At 31.3% G+C, this 22,370-nt stretch carries 21 protein-coding genes; 10 read left to right on the top strand and 11 right to left on the bottom strand.

Translation table 11 applies throughout. The features are described 5' to 3' along the window. Nucleotides 1-180: 180 nt before the first annotated feature. The 3 genes from ACVEGE_RS16980 to ACVEGE_RS16970 all read right to left on the bottom strand — a co-directional run bounded on the left by ACVEGE_RS16980 (nt 181) and on the right by ACVEGE_RS16970 (nt 3,104). Entirely contained in the window at nt 181-1,233 is a 1,053-nt protein-coding gene (locus tag ACVEGE_RS16980; RefSeq protein ID WP_458008580.1) for a DUF4297 family anti-phage-associated protein, read from the bottom strand. Nucleotides 1,234-1,409: 176 nt separating this feature from the next. After that, complete coding sequence (locus tag ACVEGE_RS16975) at nt 1,410-2,144, bottom strand: hypothetical protein (protein WP_192500595.1); 735 nt, start codon at nt 2,142-2,144, stop codon at nt 1,410-1,412. 378 nt (nt 2,145-2,522) lie between these two features. Next, nucleotides 2,523-3,104 (bottom strand): hypothetical protein, encoded by a 582-nt coding sequence (locus tag ACVEGE_RS16970; protein ID WP_192500594.1) that lies wholly within the window; start codon nt 3,102-3,104, stop codon nt 2,523-2,525. 565 nt (nt 3,105-3,669) lie between these two features. Between ACVEGE_RS16970 and porX the strand changes: the two genes are divergently transcribed. From porX to ACVEGE_RS16940, 6 genes are all read left to right on the top strand, one after another. Continuing rightward, entirely contained in the window at nt 3,670-5,223 is a 1,554-nt protein-coding gene (gene porX / locus ACVEGE_RS16965; protein WP_192500593.1) for a T9SS response regulator signal transducer PorX, read from the top strand. Nucleotides 5,224-5,507: 284 nt separating this feature from the next. Continuing rightward, nucleotides 5,508-5,915, top strand: coding sequence for a tRNA (adenosine(37)-N6)-threonylcarbamoyltransferase complex ATPase subunit type 1 TsaE (gene tsaE / locus ACVEGE_RS16960; RefSeq protein ID WP_192500592.1), 408 nt, complete (start codon nt 5,508-5,510; stop codon nt 5,913-5,915). 9 nt (nt 5,916-5,924) lie between these two features. Continuing rightward, complete coding sequence (locus ACVEGE_RS16955; RefSeq protein ID WP_192500591.1) at nt 5,925-6,398, top strand: GNAT family N-acetyltransferase; 474 nt, start codon at nt 5,925-5,927, stop codon at nt 6,396-6,398. Nucleotides 6,399-6,476: 78 nt separating this feature from the next. After that, a complete protein-coding gene (locus tag ACVEGE_RS16950) occupies nt 6,477-7,676 on the top strand; it encodes an alanine dehydrogenase (protein ID WP_173852163.1) in 1,200 nt (399 codons plus the stop codon). Between the two features lie 36 nt (nt 7,677-7,712). After that, nucleotides 7,713-8,087, top strand: coding sequence for a DUF4258 domain-containing protein (locus ACVEGE_RS16945; protein ID WP_173852161.1), 375 nt, complete (start codon nt 7,713-7,715; stop codon nt 8,085-8,087). Nucleotides 8,088-8,299: 212 nt separating this feature from the next. Continuing rightward, nucleotides 8,300-9,631: an IS4 family transposase gene (locus tag ACVEGE_RS16940; protein ID WP_192500590.1), complete on the top strand. Its 1,332-nt coding sequence runs from the start codon at nt 8,300-8,302 to the stop codon at nt 9,629-9,631. 63 nt (nt 9,632-9,694) lie between these two features. Here ACVEGE_RS16940 and ung read toward each other — a convergent pair whose 3' ends face one another. Beyond that, the gene (ung, locus tag ACVEGE_RS16935) at nt 9,695-10,366 is read right to left on the bottom strand and encodes a uracil-DNA glycosylase (protein WP_192500589.1); all 672 of its coding nucleotides are present in this window, start codon (nt 10,364-10,366) and stop codon (nt 9,695-9,697) included. A 199-nt stretch (nt 10,367-10,565) separates the two neighbouring features. Here ung and ACVEGE_RS16930 point away from each other — a divergent pair, with 199 nt between their 5' ends. Together ACVEGE_RS16930 and ACVEGE_RS16925 are read left to right on the top strand one after the other, a co-directional pair. Next, nucleotides 10,566-11,387 (top strand): DUF3822 family protein, encoded by an 822-nt coding sequence (locus ACVEGE_RS16930; protein ID WP_173855078.1) that lies wholly within the window; start codon nt 10,566-10,568, stop codon nt 11,385-11,387. After that, nucleotides 11,384-11,977, top strand: coding sequence for an RsmD family RNA methyltransferase (locus ACVEGE_RS16925; RefSeq protein ID WP_192500588.1), 594 nt, complete (start codon nt 11,384-11,386; stop codon nt 11,975-11,977). The genes ACVEGE_RS16930 and ACVEGE_RS16925 overlap by 4 nt, the downstream gene beginning before the upstream one ends. A 331-nt stretch (nt 11,978-12,308) precedes the next feature. On the opposite strand, the gene ACVEGE_RS16920 is transcribed toward ACVEGE_RS16925, so the two are convergent. Then, nucleotides 12,309-13,676 carry an NAD-dependent succinate-semialdehyde dehydrogenase gene (locus tag ACVEGE_RS16920; RefSeq protein ID WP_192500587.1) on the bottom strand — a complete coding sequence of 456 codons (1,368 nt, stop codon included), beginning with the start codon at nt 13,674-13,676 and terminating at the stop codon, nt 12,309-12,311. Between the two features lie 427 nt (nt 13,677-14,103). Between ACVEGE_RS16920 and ACVEGE_RS16915 the strand changes: the two genes are divergently transcribed. Further along, entirely contained in the window at nt 14,104-15,591 is a 1,488-nt protein-coding gene (locus tag ACVEGE_RS16915; protein WP_192500586.1) for a glycoside hydrolase family protein, read from the top strand. Between the two features lie 275 nt (nt 15,592-15,866). Here ACVEGE_RS16915 and ACVEGE_RS16910 read toward each other — a convergent pair whose 3' ends face one another. After that, the gene (locus tag ACVEGE_RS16910) at nt 15,867-16,922 is read right to left on the bottom strand and encodes an NAD(P)-dependent alcohol dehydrogenase (RefSeq protein ID WP_173855076.1); all 1,056 of its coding nucleotides are present in this window, start codon (nt 16,920-16,922) and stop codon (nt 15,867-15,869) included. 67 nt (nt 16,923-16,989) lie between these two features. Continuing rightward, nucleotides 16,990-18,084 (bottom strand): alkene reductase, encoded by a 1,095-nt coding sequence (locus ACVEGE_RS16905; protein ID WP_192500585.1) that lies wholly within the window; start codon nt 18,082-18,084, stop codon nt 16,990-16,992. Nucleotides 18,085-18,826: 742 nt separating this feature from the next. Between ACVEGE_RS16905 and ACVEGE_RS16900 the strand changes: the two genes are divergently transcribed. Further along, nucleotides 18,827-19,258, top strand: a complete 432-nt coding sequence (locus ACVEGE_RS16900) for an FKBP-type peptidyl-prolyl cis-trans isomerase (protein ID WP_173852146.1) — start codon at nt 18,827-18,829, stop codon at nt 19,256-19,258. A 55-nt stretch (nt 19,259-19,313) separates the two neighbouring features. Here the strand turns inward: ACVEGE_RS16900 and ACVEGE_RS16895 are convergent, their stop codons facing one another. The 4 genes from ACVEGE_RS16895 to ACVEGE_RS16880 are packed head-to-tail and all read right to left on the bottom strand — an operon-like array spanning nt 19,314 to nt 21,817. Further along, nucleotides 19,314-19,889: a hypothetical protein gene (locus tag ACVEGE_RS16895; protein ID WP_192500871.1), complete on the bottom strand. Its 576-nt coding sequence runs from the start codon at nt 19,887-19,889 to the stop codon at nt 19,314-19,316. A 10-nt stretch (nt 19,890-19,899) separates the two neighbouring features. Then, the gene (locus tag ACVEGE_RS16890; protein WP_192500870.1) at nt 19,900-20,754 is read right to left on the bottom strand and encodes a CPBP family intramembrane glutamic endopeptidase; all 855 of its coding nucleotides are present in this window, start codon (nt 20,752-20,754) and stop codon (nt 19,900-19,902) included. 52 nt (nt 20,755-20,806) lie between these two features. Beyond that, nucleotides 20,807-21,334 (bottom strand): hypothetical protein, encoded by a 528-nt coding sequence (locus ACVEGE_RS16885; RefSeq protein WP_458008579.1) that lies wholly within the window; start codon nt 21,332-21,334, stop codon nt 20,807-20,809. A 30-nt stretch (nt 21,335-21,364) separates the two neighbouring features. Then, the gene (locus ACVEGE_RS16880) at nt 21,365-21,817 is read right to left on the bottom strand and encodes a GNAT family N-acetyltransferase (protein WP_192500006.1); all 453 of its coding nucleotides are present in this window, start codon (nt 21,815-21,817) and stop codon (nt 21,365-21,367) included. Nucleotides 21,818-22,370: the final 553 nt, after the last annotated feature.

Here is a 22,370-nt window from a genome sequence, read left to right as displayed (position 1 = left end):
TTATAGTATATTTTTAATTTTATTTATATTGTCAATTTGAATTTTTATTTCTTTAATAGAACTTGAATTATAGTCAAAAAAAATGTCATTTAGATAAAATTGAAAAATTTCAGTACGTCTTCCAGTTAATTCAATAGTATCATTTAAAAAATCTATATTATTGATAAATTTTAGTTTTATTTAATTCGAAAGCGTTGGTTTTTTTACAACAGATTTTGGATTAAATTTGGCTCCTTCATAATCAAAACCATCGATAATAACTAGTTCATCTTCAATTAAATCTTTTTTTAATTCTATTAATTCTTTATTATTTATTCCATGAATATACACATAAGGTGAAAAAGGTTTTTCTTGTAATTTTATTTTAGAATATTTTTTAATTATTAAATATAGAAGTTCTTTTAACTCGCTTCTAGAATAAGAACCCTGGTTAATTTCAAATAGAAAAAAACGTTCTTTAAATAATATATTTACGTCACCAAAAAATTCTTTTCTTAAATTAGAATAGTGTATGTTCTTACCTTTTTTCAAAACAAACCACTCGTTGAATAATAGATTTGAATTATTTATCCGTTTAAGAAATTCTGATTTAGTAATATTTCTGTTTAATTGATTTTTATCTTTTGAAATATCTCGAATCACTTTTAATGCACTATTATAAAAATAGAATTCAGCTGAAAATTCAGTGCAACTGAAAGTAGATTTCAATAAAGTAATAATATTATTATACTGTTTTTCAAACTCAACAGCATTGATATCAATTTCAAGTAATTGTATAAATTCATTTAATTCTATATCATTCAACGTGAGATCATCGTGATGAAAATGTTTAACTTTAGTGTTTACATTGTTGACTTTTTCAGTGCAAGTATATGTCAAAAAATCATCCTTAAGATTTTGAAGACTTAAAGGTAGTAACAGTTTTAAGTGTCCTGACTGATAGTAACCTTTTAACTTATATTTTATCTGAGCTTGTTTACCTAATTTTACTTGCTTGAAGTGATCCAACATTAACATTATTGGCTTTTTAATAACTGAATGATTATACTCTGTATTCTCGTAGTATTTACATTGAATTGCAGAAGTTTCAGTTGCAGTAGTAATATCAACGTCTTCTATCCCTTCAACTAAAATTGAATCTGTATCATTTGATAAGTTTAAAAGAGAAATTATCGAATAGTCAAATTGATAAAAATATCCTCGTATAGTGTCTATTGCTGTTCTGTCTGCCATTTTATTTAATTATATCGGTTTTTTTTAGTATGAGGCATAACGTCTTGGCGCTACAAGACGTTTGGGATTAAAGATGCGAGTTTTTTCCATTATGCACAAATTTCCCAAGTACAAAACCATCTTTAAATTCAGCCAAATACCCAAATATCTTGTAACGGCTGTTAGCAGTAGTTTTTTTATTTAAATCGTTTTTCAAATTCTTTGTAATTAGCGTTGTAAAGTATCGTATAATTAAAATTACAGTTACATATTTCTGTTGAATTTTGTGGATGCCGATGTTTAATTGGTATGTGACCTAAACCATATAAATCCATTTCATTTTTAATTTTTTCAAAAGCATAATCTCCTACATTTTTATTCCCACCTAATTTCAGATTCACAAAAATATTAGGTTTATCAACTCCAATAAACTGTAAGTAATCACTCAACCTGACTTCTTTATTAGGTGATTTGAAAGTAAACATTATTTGAGAATCTAATTTATTTGTCAAATAATCTTTTTTTACGTCATCAAGATTTGAATAATATTTGTCATCCATCGTATGAAAATCTCTCCAATACCAAGGATTTTTTTTTGTGATATAAACAATTGGAAATTTGGCAGATAATAATAACTCTAATTTCAATACAAATAATATCGGACCATATTTATTTGGTCTTTTATATTTATAATGTAAATCAAGTGCGTCTACAAATACATCATCCCAAACATTATATTTTTTATCTTCAGCATCAGATTTTTGCATTGTTTGATTTTGTCCTGTTTTCTCAACATATGAACGTGATAATAAAGCATTATTTTTTATAAAAGTAAGTGAAGTAACTACTGTGTTTGCGTGATAAAGGTTCGTCACACCTTTGGTTGAAAGTATTTTATAAAGTTCTTTTGTACATAATTCATATTTCTCCATTTATTATAAATTTATACGATTTTTCTGTAAAATTACTGCTAACTAACTTATAATATAAAATTTATAAGTATTTTCTTAATTAAGAAGGGGCAACTCATTCCTACTCCAACAAAAAATAAAAACCCACAACAAAAAGGAAAGTTGTATTTCTTTTTATTGTGGATTAAAATTGTTTTTCGTGGTTTTCAAATATAGGTTTTATTTTGTTAATTAATACTTATTTAAAATATTATTTTTTCAAAATAATCGATATCACACTTTTCTATAACGCAACTATTTTATTTTTAAAAAAGTAAATTCCCAGATAACGGACTTTAGGTATAAAATGATAACATAACTCTGGTGACTAATGTACTAATACTTTTTTTATTCTTTGTTTCATTCAATTGTTGCTATCTTCTTAATCAGTTTTACCTCTTCATCAGCCATGTCTGTATCTAGAAAATAAACCATACTATTATCTACAAAAATTCTATTTTGTAAGTCTTCATCACTCATGTACTCGCACCCTGTTGGTATTAGAAATGTTTTAATGATTATCTTCCAAGCTCCTTTTGTGAAAGAATAGGTGGTCATTGCATAAGTACAACCATTCATGGGAGCTTGAAATATTGAAATTTCGTCTGCACCATCGTTATTAAGATCTCCTTCATTGATTAAACGAATTTCACAACAACCTGAGCTAATCGATTTCAACTTTTTACCAGAAAATTGAACCTCATACTCATCAGCTGTTCCGTCTTCTACCGGATTTCCCTTTCCAATTTTTACTCTCTTAACAGTCGCAATTGAGTTTTGTCCATCGCCGTAGAAATTTCCCTGAATTTCTTCTCCAATTAAGGGCAATGTTGAAGTCTTTATTTCTGTCTTATCTTTTTTATCTGCAGTACTTTTTTTCTCCTCTGAAGGCCTTCCGCAAGCAAATAACCCAATTACTACAATATAAAATAGTCGTTTCATATCACTAATTTTTATCTAATTTTATTTAACACGCTTATAAATCCTTTCCTATTCTACCAAATTTAAAATATGCTTAAAAAACAAAAAACCACAATAAAAAGGAAAGCAGCCTTTCTTTTTACTATGGATTAAAATTGTCTTTTTAATGGTTTTCAAATATAGGATTTATTATGTTAATGATTTGTTTTTATTTTTTGATAGCCAAATGTAAAATAAAGAATTAGGGTTGTTTTATGGTTTCCCGTAATTAGAGAATTTAATTGTGAAAAAGTTTGAATATTACATTCTCATCTTTATAAATCGAGTCGCGCGTGAGGGACGACAACAAAAAGCCCACAGCACTGCTTTTTTGCGGGGCGCGGACTTGTAGTGAACTGCCCAACATGACCCAATAACAATCGTGGTTTCTAAGGGCACGCCAAAAATAATTACAACTTATGTGCTCCCATGGGAAATAATATGCCCTAGACTGTGTTATACTATTAAATTTTATAATAATATTAATATCCAAGCGCCTTAAAAAAATGTAATTTGGCACATTGATACTAAATTTTAGACTAGATATATGGACAAAATAAAAATATTATGGGTTGATGATGAGATTGATTATCTAAAGCCCCACATACTGTTTCTGGAGAAAAAAAACTACGCTGTAACTACTTGTAATAACGGTCGCGACGCTATTGATATTTTTGAAAAAGAGAATTTTGATGTTGTTTTTCTAGACGAGAACATGCCGGGAATGAGTGGACTAGAAACCCTATCAGAAATGAAGGAGAAAAAGAGTGCTATTCCCATGATTATGATCACTAAAAGTGAGGAAGAGTACATCATGGAGGAAGCAATAGGTTCTAAAATTGCTGATTACTTGATTAAACCGGTGAATCCCAACCAAATTTTATTGAGTTTGAAGAAAAACTTGGATCACTCACGCTTAATTTCGCAAAAAACGACCTTGGATTACCAAAAAGAATTCAGAAAAATCACCATGGAAATGGCAATGGTCAATACCTATGAAGATTGGGTAGAATTGTATAAAAAACTAATTTTCTGGGAGCTGCAACTGGAGGACATTAACGATCAAGGCATGATTGAGATTCTAGAATCTCAAAAGGCGGAAGCCAACTCAATGTTTGGAAAATTTATTGAGCGCAATTATGAGGATTGGTTTTTACCAAAGGCAGATAAACCAATCCAATCTCATGAATTGTTTAGAGAATTAGTGGTTCCTGAAATTGTAAAGAAAGACAAACCGGTACTTTTTATAGTAATTGATAATTTACGCTATGATCAATGGAAAACTTTTGAGAGTGTTGTAGCTGATTATTACAAATTAGAAAAAGAGGTGCCTTATTACGCTATTTTACCTACAGCAACACAATATGCGCGTAATGCTATTTTCTCTGGATTATTACCTTTAGAAATGGAAAAGCAGTTTCCGCAGTACTGGAAAAATGATCCTGAGGAAGGTGGGAAAAACTTGTATGAAGCTGAGTTTCTTACAGCGCAATTAAAACGCTTGGGCTTGAACATTAAAGAGGATTATTTTAAAATCACTAATCTTTCCTCAGGGAAAAAACTAGTAGAGAACTTTAAAGGCCTTAAAGACAATGATCTTGTGACTATTGTATACAATTTTGTTGATATGTTGTCCCATGCTAAAACTGAAATGGATGTAGTGAAAGAATTAGCCTCTGATGATAAAGCGTACCGCTCTCTTACATTGAGTTGGTTTAAAAATTCGCCTTTATTAGAGATTATTCAGCAAGCACAAAAACTAGGTTTTAAAATGGTCCTTACCACAGACCACGGAACCATCAATGTTAAAAATCCGTCTAAGGTTGTAGGGGACAAAAACACAAGTTTGAATCTACGTTATAAAACAGGACGTAGCTTGACATACGAGTATAAAGATGTATATGCGGTAAAAGATCCTAAAAAAATAGGTTTACCTTCTATTAATATGAGTAGTTCTTATATTTTTGCAAAAAATGATTTGTTCTTGGCGTATGTCAACAACTACAATCATTATGTGAGTTATTATAAAAACACGTACCAACATGGCGGAATTTCCCTAGAGGAGATGATTATACCTTGCTTGGTGTTTAACCCAAAGTAATACCAATACGTTTCATAAAACAATCTATTTATAGTTCGAGTGCAGTCGTGAAAAATATTGCATTTCTACTGCGCTCGATTTTAAATGAAGTAGGTTGAATTATAGTGTACTGGTTTTAGGCATACATTAAAAACAGTTTCTATCTTAATCTTTGTGTTTAATTAGCAAAAGTTATCCATAAATTTGCGTTATAAAAACATTGCTATCGATTTGCACATTTAAGATAGTTAAATGCGGTACAGTTGACAATTTATAATTCAGAATTTAAAATTAATATTTAGTAAATGGAATTTATATTTTCATTAGAAGACATTGCCTCAGTGGCCGAAATTGTAGTTGCAGAGAACCCACATAAAGTGATTTTATTTCATGGAGAAATGGGTGCTGGAAAAACTACTTTTATCAAACAATTGTGTAAAACACTTGGAGTAACGGAGGCTACTAGCAGCCCAACCTTTTCTTTAGTTAACGAATACCAAACCACTACTAATCAAACGGTTTACCATTTTGATTTTTATAGATTAAAAAATGAGCATGAAGCACTAGACATGGGTGCCGATGATTATTTTTATTCGGGTAATTGGTGTTTTATAGAATGGGCTGAGAATGTGGCTAGTTTAATACCAGAGGAACACAGCGTCATTAAAATTGAGGTATTGCCTGACGGAAAACGATTGTTACATTTAAGCTAATTCATCACTATGAATCCAGATCATACTGTGGTTATCATTCCATTTACTGCTGACTTAAAAGAGGATATCAAAACCTTAAATTTAGAGTGGCTTGAACGTTATTTTAAAGTAGAGCCTAAGGATGTGTTAATGCTTTCTAACCCACAAGAAGAGATTATTGATCAAGGCGGACACATATTTTACGCGCAGTACAACAACCAAATTGTAGGTACGGTCTCTTTATTAAAAATCAATGAAACCGAATATGAATTGAGCAAAATGGCTGTTACTGATGGCGTTCAAGGTTTAGGAATAGGTAATAAATTAGTACAACACAGCATTCAAGTTGCTCAGGAGCAGCATTTAAAAAAGCTAGTTTTATACTCGAATAGGAAACTCACTCCCGCCCTGCATTTGTATAAAAAGCACGGTTTTATGGAGACAACACTAGAAACCACTGATTATGAACGCGCAGATATCAAAATGGAATTACTCTTAAAGTAGTTTCTTTATTGATTTGTGCTAGCTAAAGTCGGTTTTTTAAACTTTTTACGTATTTTTACTCTAAAATTAGTAGCCAAAATGTCAATATCATTATCCCCTTTTACAAAAGAACAGTTATTACCTCAGGAAGAAAAACTTGAAGTAGCACGTCACAAAAGCGAACTTTTTATTGGAATTCCTAACGAAACTAGTTACCAAGAGCGCCGCATTTGCCTAACTCCTGATGCTGTAAATTCCTTGACTTATCACGGTCATAGGGTAATGATTGAAGCAGGCGCTGGACTCAATTCTAGTTATACTGATAAAGAATATAGTGACGCTGGCGCAGAAGTAACTAATGATACTAAAAAAGTATTTGGCTGCCCTATGATCTTAAAAGTAGGAACGCCTACACTAGCCGAGATTGAAATGATGAATAATCAAACGATTTTAATCTCTTCAATCCAACTAAAAACAAAAAACAAAAGCTATTTTGAAGCACTAAGCAAGAAAAAAATCACTGCGCTAGCCTTTGAATATATTAAGGATCAAGATGGTTCTTACCCAGTAGTGCGCTCCTCAAGTGAAATTGCAGGAACGGCATCAGTACTTATTGCAGCCGAATTAATGATTACAAACGAATTTGGAAAAGGATTGCTATTTGGTAACATTACCGGCGTCCCTCCTACTGATGTAGTTATTCTAGGCGCTGGAACAGTAGGTGAGTTTGCTGCAAAAACAGCCCTTGGCCTAGGAGCAACAGTAAAAGTATTTGATAATTCAATTACTAAACTACGCCGTTTACAAAACAGTTTAAACCAAAGGATTTTTACGTCAACCATACAATCTAAGGCCTTATTAAAAGCCTTGCGTCGTTGTGATGTAGCTATTGGCGGTATGCGCGGTGTAGATCGTTGTCCTGTTATTGTTACTGAGACCATGGTAGAACACATGAAACGCGGAGCAGTAATTGTTGATGTAAGTATTGATACAGGAGGTTGTTTTGAAACTTCAGAAGTGACAACACACGAGAAACCTACATTTATAAAAAGTAACGTAGTGCATTACTGCGTACCTAATATCCCGTCACGATATTCTAAAACGGCCTCCCTTTCGATCAGCAATATCATCAGTCCGTTTATTATGAAAATTGCCGAAGATGGCGGTATAGAGAGCGCCATACGTTGTGACAAAGGCTTGAAACACGGCGTCTATTTATACCACGGAATCCTGACCAATAAGGCTATTGGCGATTGGTTTGATTTACCCAATAACGACATCAATTTAATTGTATTTTAAAGAATCTTTCGTTTACCTTTGCCAAAAAAATAATTCATGAAGTTTGCACATCGTTTTGCCTACTATTTAGTGGGATTAGTTATAGGTCTTTTTTTTGTTGCTCTTGTATTCACTGGTAAGGATACCCGTTGCAACTATTTTCCTAACGCGCGCGTCTTAAATGACATTAGAAACAAACCTTTTAATTATTCTGAAAAAGCATCTCAGGTGCTTGCAGAACCTTGGATAGATACCATTGACATTAAAAATACATTACAATACGGCGATGTAGATTTTGACAAAAGCAACACTGAGTTCAGAAAAGCTAAAGTGTATGTTATTGAGGGAAAAACAATGAAAAATATTCCTATCACCTTAAAAATTAGCAACGGAGAAAATAAAGCTACTCTAGAAGAAATCATAAAAAATTAGTACGTTCTTAATTTGGGCGTGCCACCACAAATAAAAAGGAGCTAATTACTATTGCGGTAATTAGCTCCTTTTTTTTGCGCTGTCGGGTCATACGCGCTACTTCGGTAGCTTGCTCCTACCCCAATGTCATTAAGTTAAGACACAAATAGATAAAAACCATTGGGTTACGAACCTAAATTAGGTTCTTTGTAATTGACAAAAATACAATCCCAATGGTAGAAGCAAATATAAAAATAATAGAAGAGTTAAAAGAATTTTTAAAAATTATTAATACTGATCATGATTTAAGAAAATTATTTACAAATAAGGCTTCCGATTTTACTAGAAATAGAAAATTGACCTATAACCGAACTGTGTTTCTAATTGTTAACATGCTCAAAAAGAGTTTATCTATAGAGATTCAAAATTTTTTTGAGAATTGTCTTTCGGAGAATTTAAGCTGCACAAAATCAGCGTTAAGTATCCAGAGAAAAAAGCTAAAACCATTGTTTTTTGAAGTTTGGAATCAGCTATTAGTAAACTCTTTTTATAATTATTATGGTGATAAGGTCAAAAAATGGAATGGTTTCTTACTCATAGCAGTGGATGGTTCTACTATTAATCTGGTAGATAAGCAAGAAGTAAAAAATCATTTTGGTACTCATGGAAATCATATTAAGGAAGTCCCAATGGCTGGAATAATGAAGTTTTATGATGTGTTGAATAAAATTACTGTATTCTCGAAAATACATCCAATAAAAATTGGTGAAAAAAGTATAGTTGCACAGCATATTGAATGCATCCCAGAAGGTAGTTTGTCTATTTATGATAGAGGATTTGCGAGTTTTTCATTGATGTATTTATTGATTCATCAGGAAAAGACAAAACATTTTGTGATGCGATGCAAACAAGGTTTTAATAAGGAAGTCAGTGCTTTTATGTTAAGTCCAGATGTTGATAAAGTTGTAAATCTTGGACCAAATTATAGAGCCATCCATAAAATGAAAGAATATGGGTTCAGTGTTTTTCTTCATACAACAATAGCTATACGAATGATTAAGGTAGAATTGGAAACAGGAGAAATAGAAGTTTTACTAACCAATTTGTACGACTGTAAAAAGTACAAAAAAGAGATTTTTAAAACGCTTTATTTCATGAGATGGAAGATAGAGACCAGTTACAGCCATGATAAAAACGTGTTGCAGTTAGGACAATTTAGCGGGCATACGATTTGTAGTATCGAACAGGATTTTTATGCCACAACTTTGGTGTCAAATTTGCAAAGTATAATAGAGAAGCAATGCGAGCCCTATCTGGAAATCAAAAATAAAATTAGGAAGCATGATTATCAAATTAACAGGACATTGAGTATTGGAAGCATGAAAAATAAAATAATAGCTTTATTACTATCAAAGGAACCCAAAATAGTATTAATAGAATTACAAAATTTATTTGAGAGGTATCTTGAGCCTATTAGGACCAATAGAAATTATGAACGTAGAAAATCGAAAATAAGACAATCAGGAAAATATAAATCCGTAAATAACTATAAAAGAGTGATCTAATCCTTAACTTAATGACATTGGCTCCTACCCCTCACGCAAAACACTGCACTTATTATGAGTTTTTTATATCCATTTTATTACTTGCTTTCCTGTACTTTTTAAATATGCGTTTGCTTTACTAAAATGCTTGTTCCCAAACCACTTACCTTGATTAGCACTCATGGGTGATGGATGACCTGATTCTAAAACTAAATGCTTGCTACGGTCAATTTTACTTCCTTTTTTATGTGCAAAAGCACCCCAGAGTAAAAATACAATTCCCTCTTTTTCATCTGATAGTTTCTGGATAACAGCATCTGTAAACAAGCTCCATTTTAAGTGTTTGTGACTGTTTGCACTGTCTTTCCTTACTGTTAAACCTGCATTAAGTAACAAAACGCCTTGCTGCGTCCAAGCTTCTAAATTTCCTGATGTGGGCATAAAAATACTTTCTAAATCTTCACACAACTCTCTATTTATATTGCGTAACGATGGCGGAATGCGTACACCATCATTCACAGAAAAGCTGAGTCCGTTTGCCTCTCCCTCTCCATGATACGGGTCCTGCCCTATAATTACCACTTTTACATTATCAGGTTTGCATTGATTAAATGCAGCAAAAATCAACTCCTTTGGAGGAAAACAAGTCCCGCTAGCATATTCTTTATCAACTTCTTGTAGTAAGTTGCTAAAATAAGGTTTGCTAATTTCATCTGATAAAAAAGACTGCCATTCTGGATTCAAATTGATTTGCATAGTGATTGATTTACAGTACAAAGATACATTTATCAATTAAAAACAAGCTTTAAATAAAAGGAAGTATACTATAAAAAACACTTCCTTTTCTGTCCAATTGAACGAATGATAACGCTATAAAAATAAAAAAAAATTGTAAGTTTGTCATCTCATTTAATCCCAGTGGCATTACCCATAAAAACGGATTACAAACTAATTTATGTCAACAACAGCTATTAATATCACCGAAAAGAAATATAAAAAACTCTCCATTCAGGTTTCACTGTCTGGACTTTCTTTTTGTTGTTTTGATACACTCAATGGTACCGTTAGTTCTTTTCACGAAGTACAATTTGACACCATCGATAAAGGCATAAAAATTGAGGACTTGTTTGCAAGTGCTTTTCGCGAGTATCCTCAATTAAATGATCAGTATGATGATGTATTAATTATTCACAGCAACAACCTGTCAACATTTGTTCCGGCTGCCTTGTTTGATGAGCAATACATTGCGAGTTACATGCAGTACAATACTAAAGTTTTTGAAAGTGATTTTTTCTCTTTTGACGAAATCAGCAATTACCAAATCAATGCCGTTTACATTCCGTACGTGAATATGAATAATTTTTTCATTGATAAATTTGGTGCTTTCGATTATAAACATGCTAATAGCATTTTAGTATCTAAACTTTTAGACCGTTCTAAAAACAATGACAGTAAGACCATGTATGTGCATTTCAATAAAAACCATTTTGAAATTACTGTCATCCAAAACCAAAAATTACTACTCTTCAACTCTTTTGAATACCAAACCGTTGAAGACTTTATTTACTATATTTTATTCACCGCAGAACAACTGAATCTAAATCCCGAAAATTTTCCGCTTGAATTAATGGGAGACATTAATGAAGAGAGTGAATTTTATAAAATAGCATACAAATACATTCGTAATGTCAATCTAGTTGATGTAGAAGCATTGCGATGGAATAATTATTTTTCGGAGGCCGAAAACAGGAAAAATTATATACTTTTCAACTCATGAGAATCATTTCAGGAAAATACAAAGGAAGACGCATTTCTCCACCAAAGGGATTGCCGGTACGTCCTACGACAGACATGTCTAAAGAGGCATTATTTAATGTTATAAATAATCACTTTAATTTTGAAGGATTAAAAATTCTCGACTTATTTGCTGGAACAGGAAACATTAGTTATGAGTTTGCTTCTAGGGGAAGTTCACCTATAACTGCTGTAGATGGTGATTTTGGTTGTGTAAAATTCATCAAGCAAACAGCGAGTGAATATGACTTTAATATTGCAGCCACTAAGAGTGACGTTTTTAAGTTTTTAGAAAAAAATAAAGCTTCGTTTGATATTGTTTTTGCCGATCCTCCTTACGCTTTAGATCAAGCTACTTTTGAGAGAATTGTTTTGTTGATTTTCGAAAAAAACACTTTGAATGAAGACGGAATGATGGTAATCGAGCATTCTAAATACACCAAGCTAGACCACATGATTCATTTTTCGTTCAAGAAAAGTTATGGCGGTTCCATATTCAGTTTCTTTGAATTGCCTTCTAAAAATGAAGAATTAGACCCTGAATTGTTTGAAAACGACAACGAAGACGAATAAATAATAATAGTTACAAAAACAAGAAAGCCTTAGTTAAACACTAAGGCTTTCTTGTTTTATTTACTAAAACTACATGCTTTAAATTATTAAAAATCAACTTTAACTAAAGCAATACAGCTCTTTTAAATCCAAGTAGTTGCGTGAGGGATAGTAGTGTAAATCCTTTTTATTTTTTCTTTAAAAATAAAAAGATTGCAACGTATAGCCCGACATTAACCAGAACGATAGTGGCGGTTTATGTCACGCCCAATAAATTATTTTATTTTCAGTATACCCACTTGCTTTTTTTAAATTTATGAATACAGCTTTGAGCAACACTTTTAAAAACAAATTAATCTATCCAAATGGTTTTAGTATTCACAAATTCCTGGATTCCGTAGGCAGCTAACTCTCTACCGTAACCGCTATTTTTTACTCCACCAAACGGCAAACGAGGATCAGAAACTACTAGTTTATTTACAAAACTACTTCCAGCTTCGAGTTGCAAAGCAATTTTTTCACCACGTTCATTATTTGTTGTTAAAACTCCAGAGCCCAAACCATATTGGGAATTATTGGCCAATGCAACAGCATCAGCATCATCTTTAGCACGAATCACAGAAGCCACAGGACCAAACAACTCATTATCAAAACCTTCCATTCCTGGTTTTAAATCGGCTAAGATAGTGGCTGGATAATAAGCGCCTTTTCTATTAGGAATCTCACCTCCAAGCACTAATTTACCGCCTTGTGCTACCGTTTTTAAAACTTGCTCGTGCAATTCATCACGCAAATCTGCACGTGCCATTGGACCATAATAAGATGCTTCATCAGTGGGCTCGCCCATTATTGCCGCTTTCATTTTTTGAGAATACAAAGCTAAGAATTCGTCATAAATTGTATCTAGAACCACAAAACGTTTTGCTGCGATACAGGTTTGTCCATTATTCTGTAATCTCCCTAAGGTGGCTAGATCAGTAGCTTGTTCTAAGTTAGCGTCATCAAGAACAATATACGCATCGCTTCCACCCAATTCCATTACAGTTTTCTTTAAATTCTGCCCCGCAATTGAAGCCACAGAACGACCTGCAGGATCACTTCCTGTTAAAGTTACAGCAACAATATTTTTATCTTCAATAATATCCTTAACGTGTTTTGAGTCTACATTTAAATTACTAAAAGCCCCAACTGGAAAACCTGCTTTAATAAAAGCTCCCTCTAGCGCTAAGGCACAACCTTGAACATTAGAAGCATGTTTTAAAACGCCTGTATTACCTGCCATCAATGCAGGAACAGCAAACCGAATGACTTGATAAAAAGGAAAATTCCACGGCATTACTGCTAAGATTACTCCAATAGGTTGAAAAGTAACGTAACTTTTAGTCGCTTCTGTTTTTACCATTTTATCAGCTAATAATTCTTTAGTTTTATCAGCATAATACCTGCATATCAAAGCACATTTTTCAATTTCTTTACGCGACTGACCAATTACTTTTCCCATTTCTCGCGTGGCGAGTTGCGCGTATTCTTCTTTATTCTCGTCAAGAATAGCTGCTAACTTGTGCATTAAAACCGCACGCTCCTCATAGGTTTTCAGTTTCCAATTTGTGTAAGCGGTGTTAGAAACTGCTATTTTATCTTTTGCTTCTGCTGTTGTTAGTCTTTTGTATTTTGCTATTTCTTCTCCCGTTGCCGGATTAATTATGATTGAGTGTTCCATTTTGGTTTATTTTTATATCTGATAAATTTAAAAAATCACCAGCGAATAAAAGCATCGGCAATGATAATTAATTCCTAATTTTTAAAAGAACAACATTTTAAGATGTACAATATATATTTTAAATGTATTTATTTAATAGCTACAAAATTAGGAACCTTTACTATAATTCCATTTATTAGACGGTGCTTTGCGCTGTGGGAAATTATAAAAATGCCCCTAAAATTTCTAATAAAATGGTTAACTAACAGCACTTGAATTAGAACAACACAGACTTATTTTGGAAAAAATATCCTATTAATTTAATAGTCATTTTTTTATATTTAAAATAAATTTAATAGGTAAAATAGGTTTATTATTTGGTAATTAATACTCATTCAGGAACATCTTGAGGTAGTAAATTGCACATTAATAAAAATCAAACCTTATTATGAAATTACAATTAAAATTATTTTACGTCTTTTTTATTGCGCTATTATCAGTAAAATGCAGTAAAGAGTATGAAAACTTATCAGAAATTCAAAATTCTGAAATCAAAGAGAAACCATTAGAATTTGAGGAAAACACTTCAAGATTTTACAAAAAACCTAAAACTAGTGTCCTCGCTAATAAGAAGAATTTAGTTACCGATTTTGGTGCTAACAACACCGATACAAATGATGATAGCGACAAATTAAACGAAGCTATTTTAAGCTTATCTAATGCTAGTGGAGGAAAATTACTTATGCCAAAAGGAAAGTATTATTTGAGTAACATTAAAATGCTTTCTAATGTACACATAGAAATTGAAGAAGGAACAGAAATTTATCCAACTATAGGTCTTTCTCCAAATAAGAATCATAGAATTTTTGATTTTGCTGGCTTAACAGAAGGGAAAATTGAGAACGCAAGTATTGTAGGTAAAGGAGGTAATTTTATTGTTAATTTGAGAAATAACTCTTCACAAAACCTCATCGTTGTAGACTTAGGTAATGTAACCAATTTTGAGTTAGCTAATTTTACTATAAAAGATGAAAAAACCATTTTTGCATCTATTTTAGTAAGTTTTACAAATAAACCAGGTGATGCTTGGCCACATAATGGTATAATTCAAAATATAAATCAAATTGATGCACATACCGGTTATGGATTAATTCAAGCTTATGCTGCTGACAATATTTTGTTTAAGAACTTAAAATGTACAGGTGGTGTTACTTTGCGTTTAGAAACAGATAACTTAGCTATGAAGACTGCTAATAAAGGTGGTGTTAGAGACATTTTTGCTACAAAAGTAACTAATATCAACGGCTTAACACCTGTGATGTTTTCACCTCATTTTATGGAAAACGGAAAAGTTACAATAAATGATGTTACAGCAATTGGATGTGCTTATGCAGTACGTGTTGAACATGGTTTTATTGAAATTTTTGATAAAGAAAATAGAGCGAATGGTCAAGACTTTAAAAACTATATTGAAGGTATTCTTGGTAATGGATCAGTATCAGAATTATACAAGCGTAATAATGGTAGAACTTGGGCTGTACGTATTGATAATGACTTTAGTGAACTAGCTTATAATAGTTCTAACCCTGCTGTAAATGGTATTAAACCTGGGAAATTCGAAAATTCAACTGTAACGGATGTAAAAGTTATCTACAAGAATACAGGAGCAAAATTAAAACACTTATTTTTACCTTATCTACCTTGTTCAGAACAAGCAAAAGTATGCAAACCAGGAGCTTCTGGTTTTGAATACAACGGTCCTTCGTTAGGTGTTTCTATTGACAACACTAAAAGAGATAATAGTTTAGGTAATTATAATGTAAATGTAACTACTTCTCGCGTTCAAGGCTTTCCAAGTGATTATATTTTAAATGTAAAATATAATACTCCAAAACTTTGTAATCCAAATTTATCAAGTATTCCTAGATGTAATTAAATTCCATAAAATTATATTTAGTTTAAGACATTCCAATGACTAGTATAATGTTATCCACCTCGTTATTTATCATAAGCGCGTAATCAAGATGAAATAATTTTTCCTACTCCGCTTGAACCGACAAATGGATTGTTGTATAAATAGCATTGTTATTAATTAAAAAAAATGTTTAGAACGTGTTTTTCATGATCTAAACATTTAAACTTAAAAATAAAAAAAACAGCATCTAAATTTACTTTAGATGCTGTTTTACTATCGTTAAATAAAATTATATATTATTTAAGTGATTTCATATCAATTACAAAACGGTATTTTACATCATTACTTGTAACACGATCATAAGCTTTATTAATGTCTTGAATGTTGATTAATTCAATATCACTCGTAATATTATGTTTTCCACAGAAATCTAACATTTCTTGTGTTTCTTTTATACCACCAATTAATGAACCAGCGATACGCTTACGTCCCATAATAAGATTTCCTCCATTGAATGGTTTTAATGGCTCTACTGCTCCAACTAAAACCATTGTTGCGTCAATTTTAAGTAAACCTATATAAGGATCCATCTCATGACCTACAGGAATGGTATTCAAGATGAAGTCGAAGCTGTTTTGGTGTTTTTTCATTTCTTCAGCATCTTTAGATACTAAAACTTCGTGAGCTCCTAAACGTTTCGCATCTTTTCCTTTTTCTGGAGATGTAGTAATCATTACTACATGCGCACCTAAAGCATGAGCAAATTTAACTCCCATATGACCTAAGCCTCCTAGACCTACAATACCTACTTTATCGCCTGCTTTTACTTTCCAGTGACTTAATGGAGACCAAGTTGTTACACCAGCACATAAAAGTGGTGCAGCTGCAGCTTCGTCTAGATTTTCAGGTATGCGCAAGACAAATTTTTCATCAACAACTACTGAAGTCGAGTATCCTCCATAAGTTTCTTTACCTTCAATATGTTTGTCAGGACTGTTATAAGTAAATGTTGCTCCTTCTTCACAAAATTGCTCTAAGTCTTTCTGACAAGAAGAACATGTTTGACAAGAGTCAACTAAACAACCTACTCCAACTAAATCTCCTACTTTATAACTACTAACTCCATCACCAACTTCTACAACACGACCTACAATTTCGTGTCCTGGAACTACTGGATATGTAGATCCATGCCATTCGTTTCTAACAGTATGAATATCACTATGACAAACACCACAGTAAGTAATATCTATTTTGACATCACCTTTACCCACTGCTCTTCTTTCTATATTTAAAGGTTTTAATTCTTCTGTTGGTGTCGTTGCACCATATGCTTTTACTGTAGTTGTAGCCATTTTATTTATTTAAAGTTTATTGAAATTTATTTTTAATACTTTATTATAAAAACTTATTTAAAGTCTTTTAATTTGAAGCGGTTGGATAATCCGTGAAACCTTTAGCTCCAGCGGTATAAAATGTATCTTGATCCCAAGAAGATAATTCTAAGTTGTTTTCAAAACGTTCCACTAAATCAGGGTTTGAAATGTATAACTTACCGTAAGCTACTAAATCAGCATTTCCTTCTTCGATTACTTTATTTCCTTTTTCTTGATCAAAATTAGCATTAATCATTAATGTTCCGTTGTATAAAGGACGGAAATGTTTAGCAATTTCTTTTACTGCAAATGGTATTTTAGAAACATCAGTAAAAGGCTCTGATAAATGTACGTAAGCTAAGTTGTAATCATTTAATTTTTTAATGATGTACTCAAATGTTGGGATTGTTTCTTCATCCATAGTCATCCCAAACATACCGTCTAATGATGGATTAAAACGCGCTCCAATATTTTCTTGTGGCATCACTTCTTTAATAGCATCTAGAACTTCAAAAAAGAAACGACATCTGTTTTCGATACTTCCACCGTATTCATCTGTTCTTACATTTGAGGTTCCATTAAAAAATTGGTGAAACAAATACCCATTAGAAGAATGAATTTCTACTCCATCAAAACCAGCTTTTACTGCATTTGCAGCAGCATTTCTAAAATCATTTACGGTAGTTTTAATATCTTCAATCGTCATTGCTTTGGGTGTAACGGTATCTTTGAAACCCTCTGGAGTAAATGCCTTAGAATGTGGGTTTATTGCCGAAGATGATAATGGCAAAGCTCCATTATGAAAATCAGGATGAGACATACGTCCTACATGCCATAACTGAATATAAATTTTTCCGTCTTTATCATGCACTCTTTTGGTCACTTTTTTCCAACCTTCCACTTGCTCATCAGTATAAATACCAGGTGTATTGATATACCCTACAGCCGCAGTCGATACTTGAGAACCTTCGCTAATTATTAAACCTGCAGATGCACGTTGCTCATAATATAGTCCTTGCAATTCATCTGTAGGTACATGACCTTCATTGTTTGCTCTACTACGTGTCATAGGCGCCATGACTACTCTATTGCTTAAGGTAAGGTTCTTATTATATGGTGTTAATAGCTGTTGCTTATTCATGTCTAGTTTGATTCATTGTTAATTATTACAAATTTACTGTAGTCTATAAGCAATATCATTGACCTAGATCAATTAGGATTTATTTAACTTAAATTAATAAGGTTGTGAATCTCTATATAAAACCAAAAGAACAGGTGATCAATTTGTGGTTTCTAAGATAAATTTCATTTCATCATTTGAAAGAATTTTAGTGAATCAAAATCTTTCTTTATATGTCTAAAATTAAATAAGTTCATTATAGCCGTTTTTGCTATGTTTGGTGTGTTTATTTTTACTTTTAAAAGTTGTTTTACTTATTTAGACACAAAAAAACCATGACAATAAACCCCTAACCGTGTAAGATGAAAGTAAATATATGTATTTTTAAAAGGTTTTCTATTATTCGAAATTTACTATTGCTATAAAAATAAGTTTGGATTGATTTTAGAAAAGATAGATTCCATAAGTACTTAAGTAGTATAATTAATTTCACCCAAAAGATATGCTTAATTAAAACAGTATCTAAAATTACTCTTACTGACATAATTTCCGATTATGCAAAGTCAACTCTTCTATTTGTAATAATTTTAGCTTAGAAAGCTAAAAAACCCCAAAATGTAAAAGAATCATTAAGTTTTGACTGTTTTTTGAATATTTCTTTTAAAAAAGGGGTTTTTGGCTTAGTTTTAGTGCTAAATAAGATAATTAAGTTTAAATAATAATCTTTTTACAAAAATTAAAGATTTTAAAATTAAAAAAAGTTATGACTCAAGTTAAAGAGAACAACACGGTTAAAGTACATTACACAGGAAAATTAGCAGACGGACAAGTATTTGATACATCTGAAGGTAAAGAGCCATTAGCTTTTACATTAGGAGAAGGACGTTTGATTCCTGGTTTTGAAAAGGGCCTAATTGATATGAAATTAAATGAGAAAAAAACGATAAACATTGCAAAAGATGATGCTTACGGAGATCCTCGTGAAGATTTGATTATCGAAGTACCTAGAAGCGAATTGCCTCAAGAAATGACTCCAGAAGTTGGAATGGGATTAGTTTCTAAAACTCCAGAAGGACAAGAAATGAACTTATTAGTGGTTGAGGTTAAGCCTGAATCTGTGGTTCTTGATGGAAATCACCCATTAGCTGGTAAGGATCTTATTTTTGATCTTGAAGTTGTTGAAATTACTGCGTAATTTACAGCATTATTAAAAAAAAGCCTGACAGATACTTTTTCTGTCAGGCTTTTTTTTATGGTATAGCTTTAATTGTTCGTGTTTCTTGGAGTAATCCTTTTTTGTAGTTTTCGATTTTTGAAATTTCTCCAGATTTTTTATTAAGGTATCTTATACTTTTTAATCGTTTTTTACTGTCAAAGTATTCTGTTTTTAAATTCCTCCCATCTTCTTGATAATGTATGAATGCTAACTTTCCGTTGTTTTTATAGTTGTAATTTTTTGAATCGTAAAAATTACCTTGTTTATTTTGTTGCCCTTCGTAACGCTGTTCTATAGTATATTTTCCAGCTTTTATTAGCTGTTTTTCATCATTGTAAATAAAATAATATGCGCCTTCAATGGGATTAAGCAACTGATATTGTTTTACTAGTTGAGGTTTAGAACAAGGACGGTGAATGAAGATTTCTTCTTGTTTAAAAACTGTAGTATCATTTTGTGAAACCCACAGTGTATCGATCTCTAGGGTGTGTTTTTTGTATTTTACTTTTGAAATACTATGCTGTTCTGTTCCAGCTGCCACTTTTTCTTGGGAAAAACAAGAATGGGATGCGCTAAAAAGTAAAATAAAACTGAAGATTACTATTTTCATGAATTGTTTTTTAAACTATAGCTACTGTTGTTGGTACATTTCTTTTTCTAAAATATATTTCGATTCCTAATATTGCTATAAATTGGAAAACAACTGCTAAAACAGAACCTTCAAACCCAAAATCGCCGCCGTTGATTCTGTTTTTATCATTTAGGGTAAATTCAACTAATGAATACATCGTTAAACCGCTTACTTTAAAACCATACCAGCTTTGAAATAGATTCCAACTCAGGTGTAACGAAATAGGAAACCATAAATTTTTAGTATGAATATAAGACAATCCAAGGAGTATTCCTGCCAAGAATATATTTACTAATGCAAATAAATCAATGTTAGGATTAAAGGCATGCATTAAAGAGAATACAACTGACGAAACTAATAATGCGAGGTATTTATTGAAGGAGGTCATTAGGTTCCTTAAGATGTAACCTCTCAATAATGTTTCTTCGGTTATTGCTACAAATGTGAATAGTAAAATAGACAATAGGATTTCTTTTAGATCAAAATTGACTCTAATAAAAGTAATTTGGCCGCTAAACATTAATATTAAAAACCCAAAAGACATTATGGCAAAGCCAACTAAAAGTCCTAATTTGATGTCCTTAAGCTTGTTTTTTATTTGAAAACCTAGTTTTATGAACTTCTCTTTATCAAGATATTGCATAAAAAGCGCAATAACTAATAGAGTTCCCATACAACTAAAGAGCGACACAATTACTTTTTGAAAAGATGTTTTATCATAATTGAATTCATCAATATTAAATCCAGCAATTATGGCCCCAATATATTGAAAAATTCCTACTATCATAAAGTAGGGAATAATTATTAGTAACATTCTTTGCCATCCAGTATGTTTGTTTTGCATTTGTTATATTCGGTTTTTGGTTGATATTATTTGTTTGTGGAGATCTTGATAATCAATTGATAAAATTCAAAACACCTATTATCATTCCTTTTTTGTGAATGCTGTCAATATAATTAATGTAAATTTCTTTGCCTATATTAGCTTTTATGATTTTATCAATCTCATTTTTGGATAATAAAAATGGAACGTGACTTCTATTTTTATCTTTAAAAGCTATCAATATTTTGTTATTATAAATTAGTTCAATTTTTCGATCCATTATTTGATTGTTAAAATCATAAAACAATTTAAAAATTAAAAACTTATAATTATCATTAGTTTTAACTGTACCTGCTAGACGATTAGAGTCTAAAATATTACTTTTAAATAATAATTCTGAATCTTTATAAAATTGCCAATTTGTAATTGTATCAGCAACAATAACTCTTTGTTGGTAAACCAAGTTATTATTTTTGAAATTCAATATAGTTTTCATTTCCGCAATCTTTCTTAAATTAAAATCATAATCTCGGATCATTTCTTGACTAGAATTAATTAACATAAACAAAATAGGAATTAAGAATGTATAAGTTATTTTCATAATGCTGTTTTAAAATCTATATTTCTAATGTTATTTAGCGTCAATTCTATTCTTCATTTGCATTAGGTAAAGATCAAAACCTTTTGCCCAAAAATCTTTTTCGACTTTTATTAAATTAAATCCCATTTTTTCATAAAATCCATAAACAAGCTGTGTGGTTCTTACTACAATCAATTCTACATTTGGATTATTATTCAAATGGCTGAATCGGAAATGCGTTAGTTTTTTTCCTATTCCCATTCCTTGTGCTTCTGGAGCTATTAAGTCCCACGAAATTCGGGCAATTCTATCTTGTGCAAAATAGTTGATTCCGCCCGCTCCTATTATTTTTTCGTTTTCTTCATAAACAAAATAATCTTCTACTTCCTTTTCTAAATAATTTTCTAAGTCACTTTCCTCTGCTGGATCAAAGTAATCAAGAGTATTTTGCTGTAACAATTTAATTACTTCTAATTTGTCTTTTTGGGAATATTTTCTAATCATTATATAAGTATCAAACGTATAAGACTAAGAGTTATAAAGTTATTTATTGCTTAAACAATAATCCTTGTATACTCAAGCATATTTCAAATATATAATTTATAACTGAATATTCTGATTAAAAACCAACGTTGCTAAATTTCAAAAGCATTTACCGCTTTAAATCAAACCATAATCTTCTTATTAATGTTACTTGATTAGCCATAATAGGCAGTGAAAATTCATTAGATATTGAAAATCATTATTTTATGATGATCAATGCGCAAATATTAAAAAAACTAAAACTGTTACTAATTAACCTAACAAAGAACCTCAATCGAAAATTTGAAATTTTTAAAAGGTTTATAAACGAGAATTGGAATTCAAAAGTAAATTTTATCAATTTTAACTTACTAAAAAAACGATGTAGTTGGTGTTTTTTGTCTTGTCTGAGTAAATAGTGTCGTTTTGAAGTATTTGTAATTTAAAGTAGTATTCTAGTAATTATTTTTAATATAATTCAATAAAGCGTTAAATAAACGTAATATAAATATGTAAAAATATACATGATTTAGTA

The organism is Flavobacterium sp. PL002 (assembly GCF_054165825.1).
Note: the sequence above shows the minus strand (reverse complement) of the source record. Positions and strands in the feature narration are given on the sequence as shown.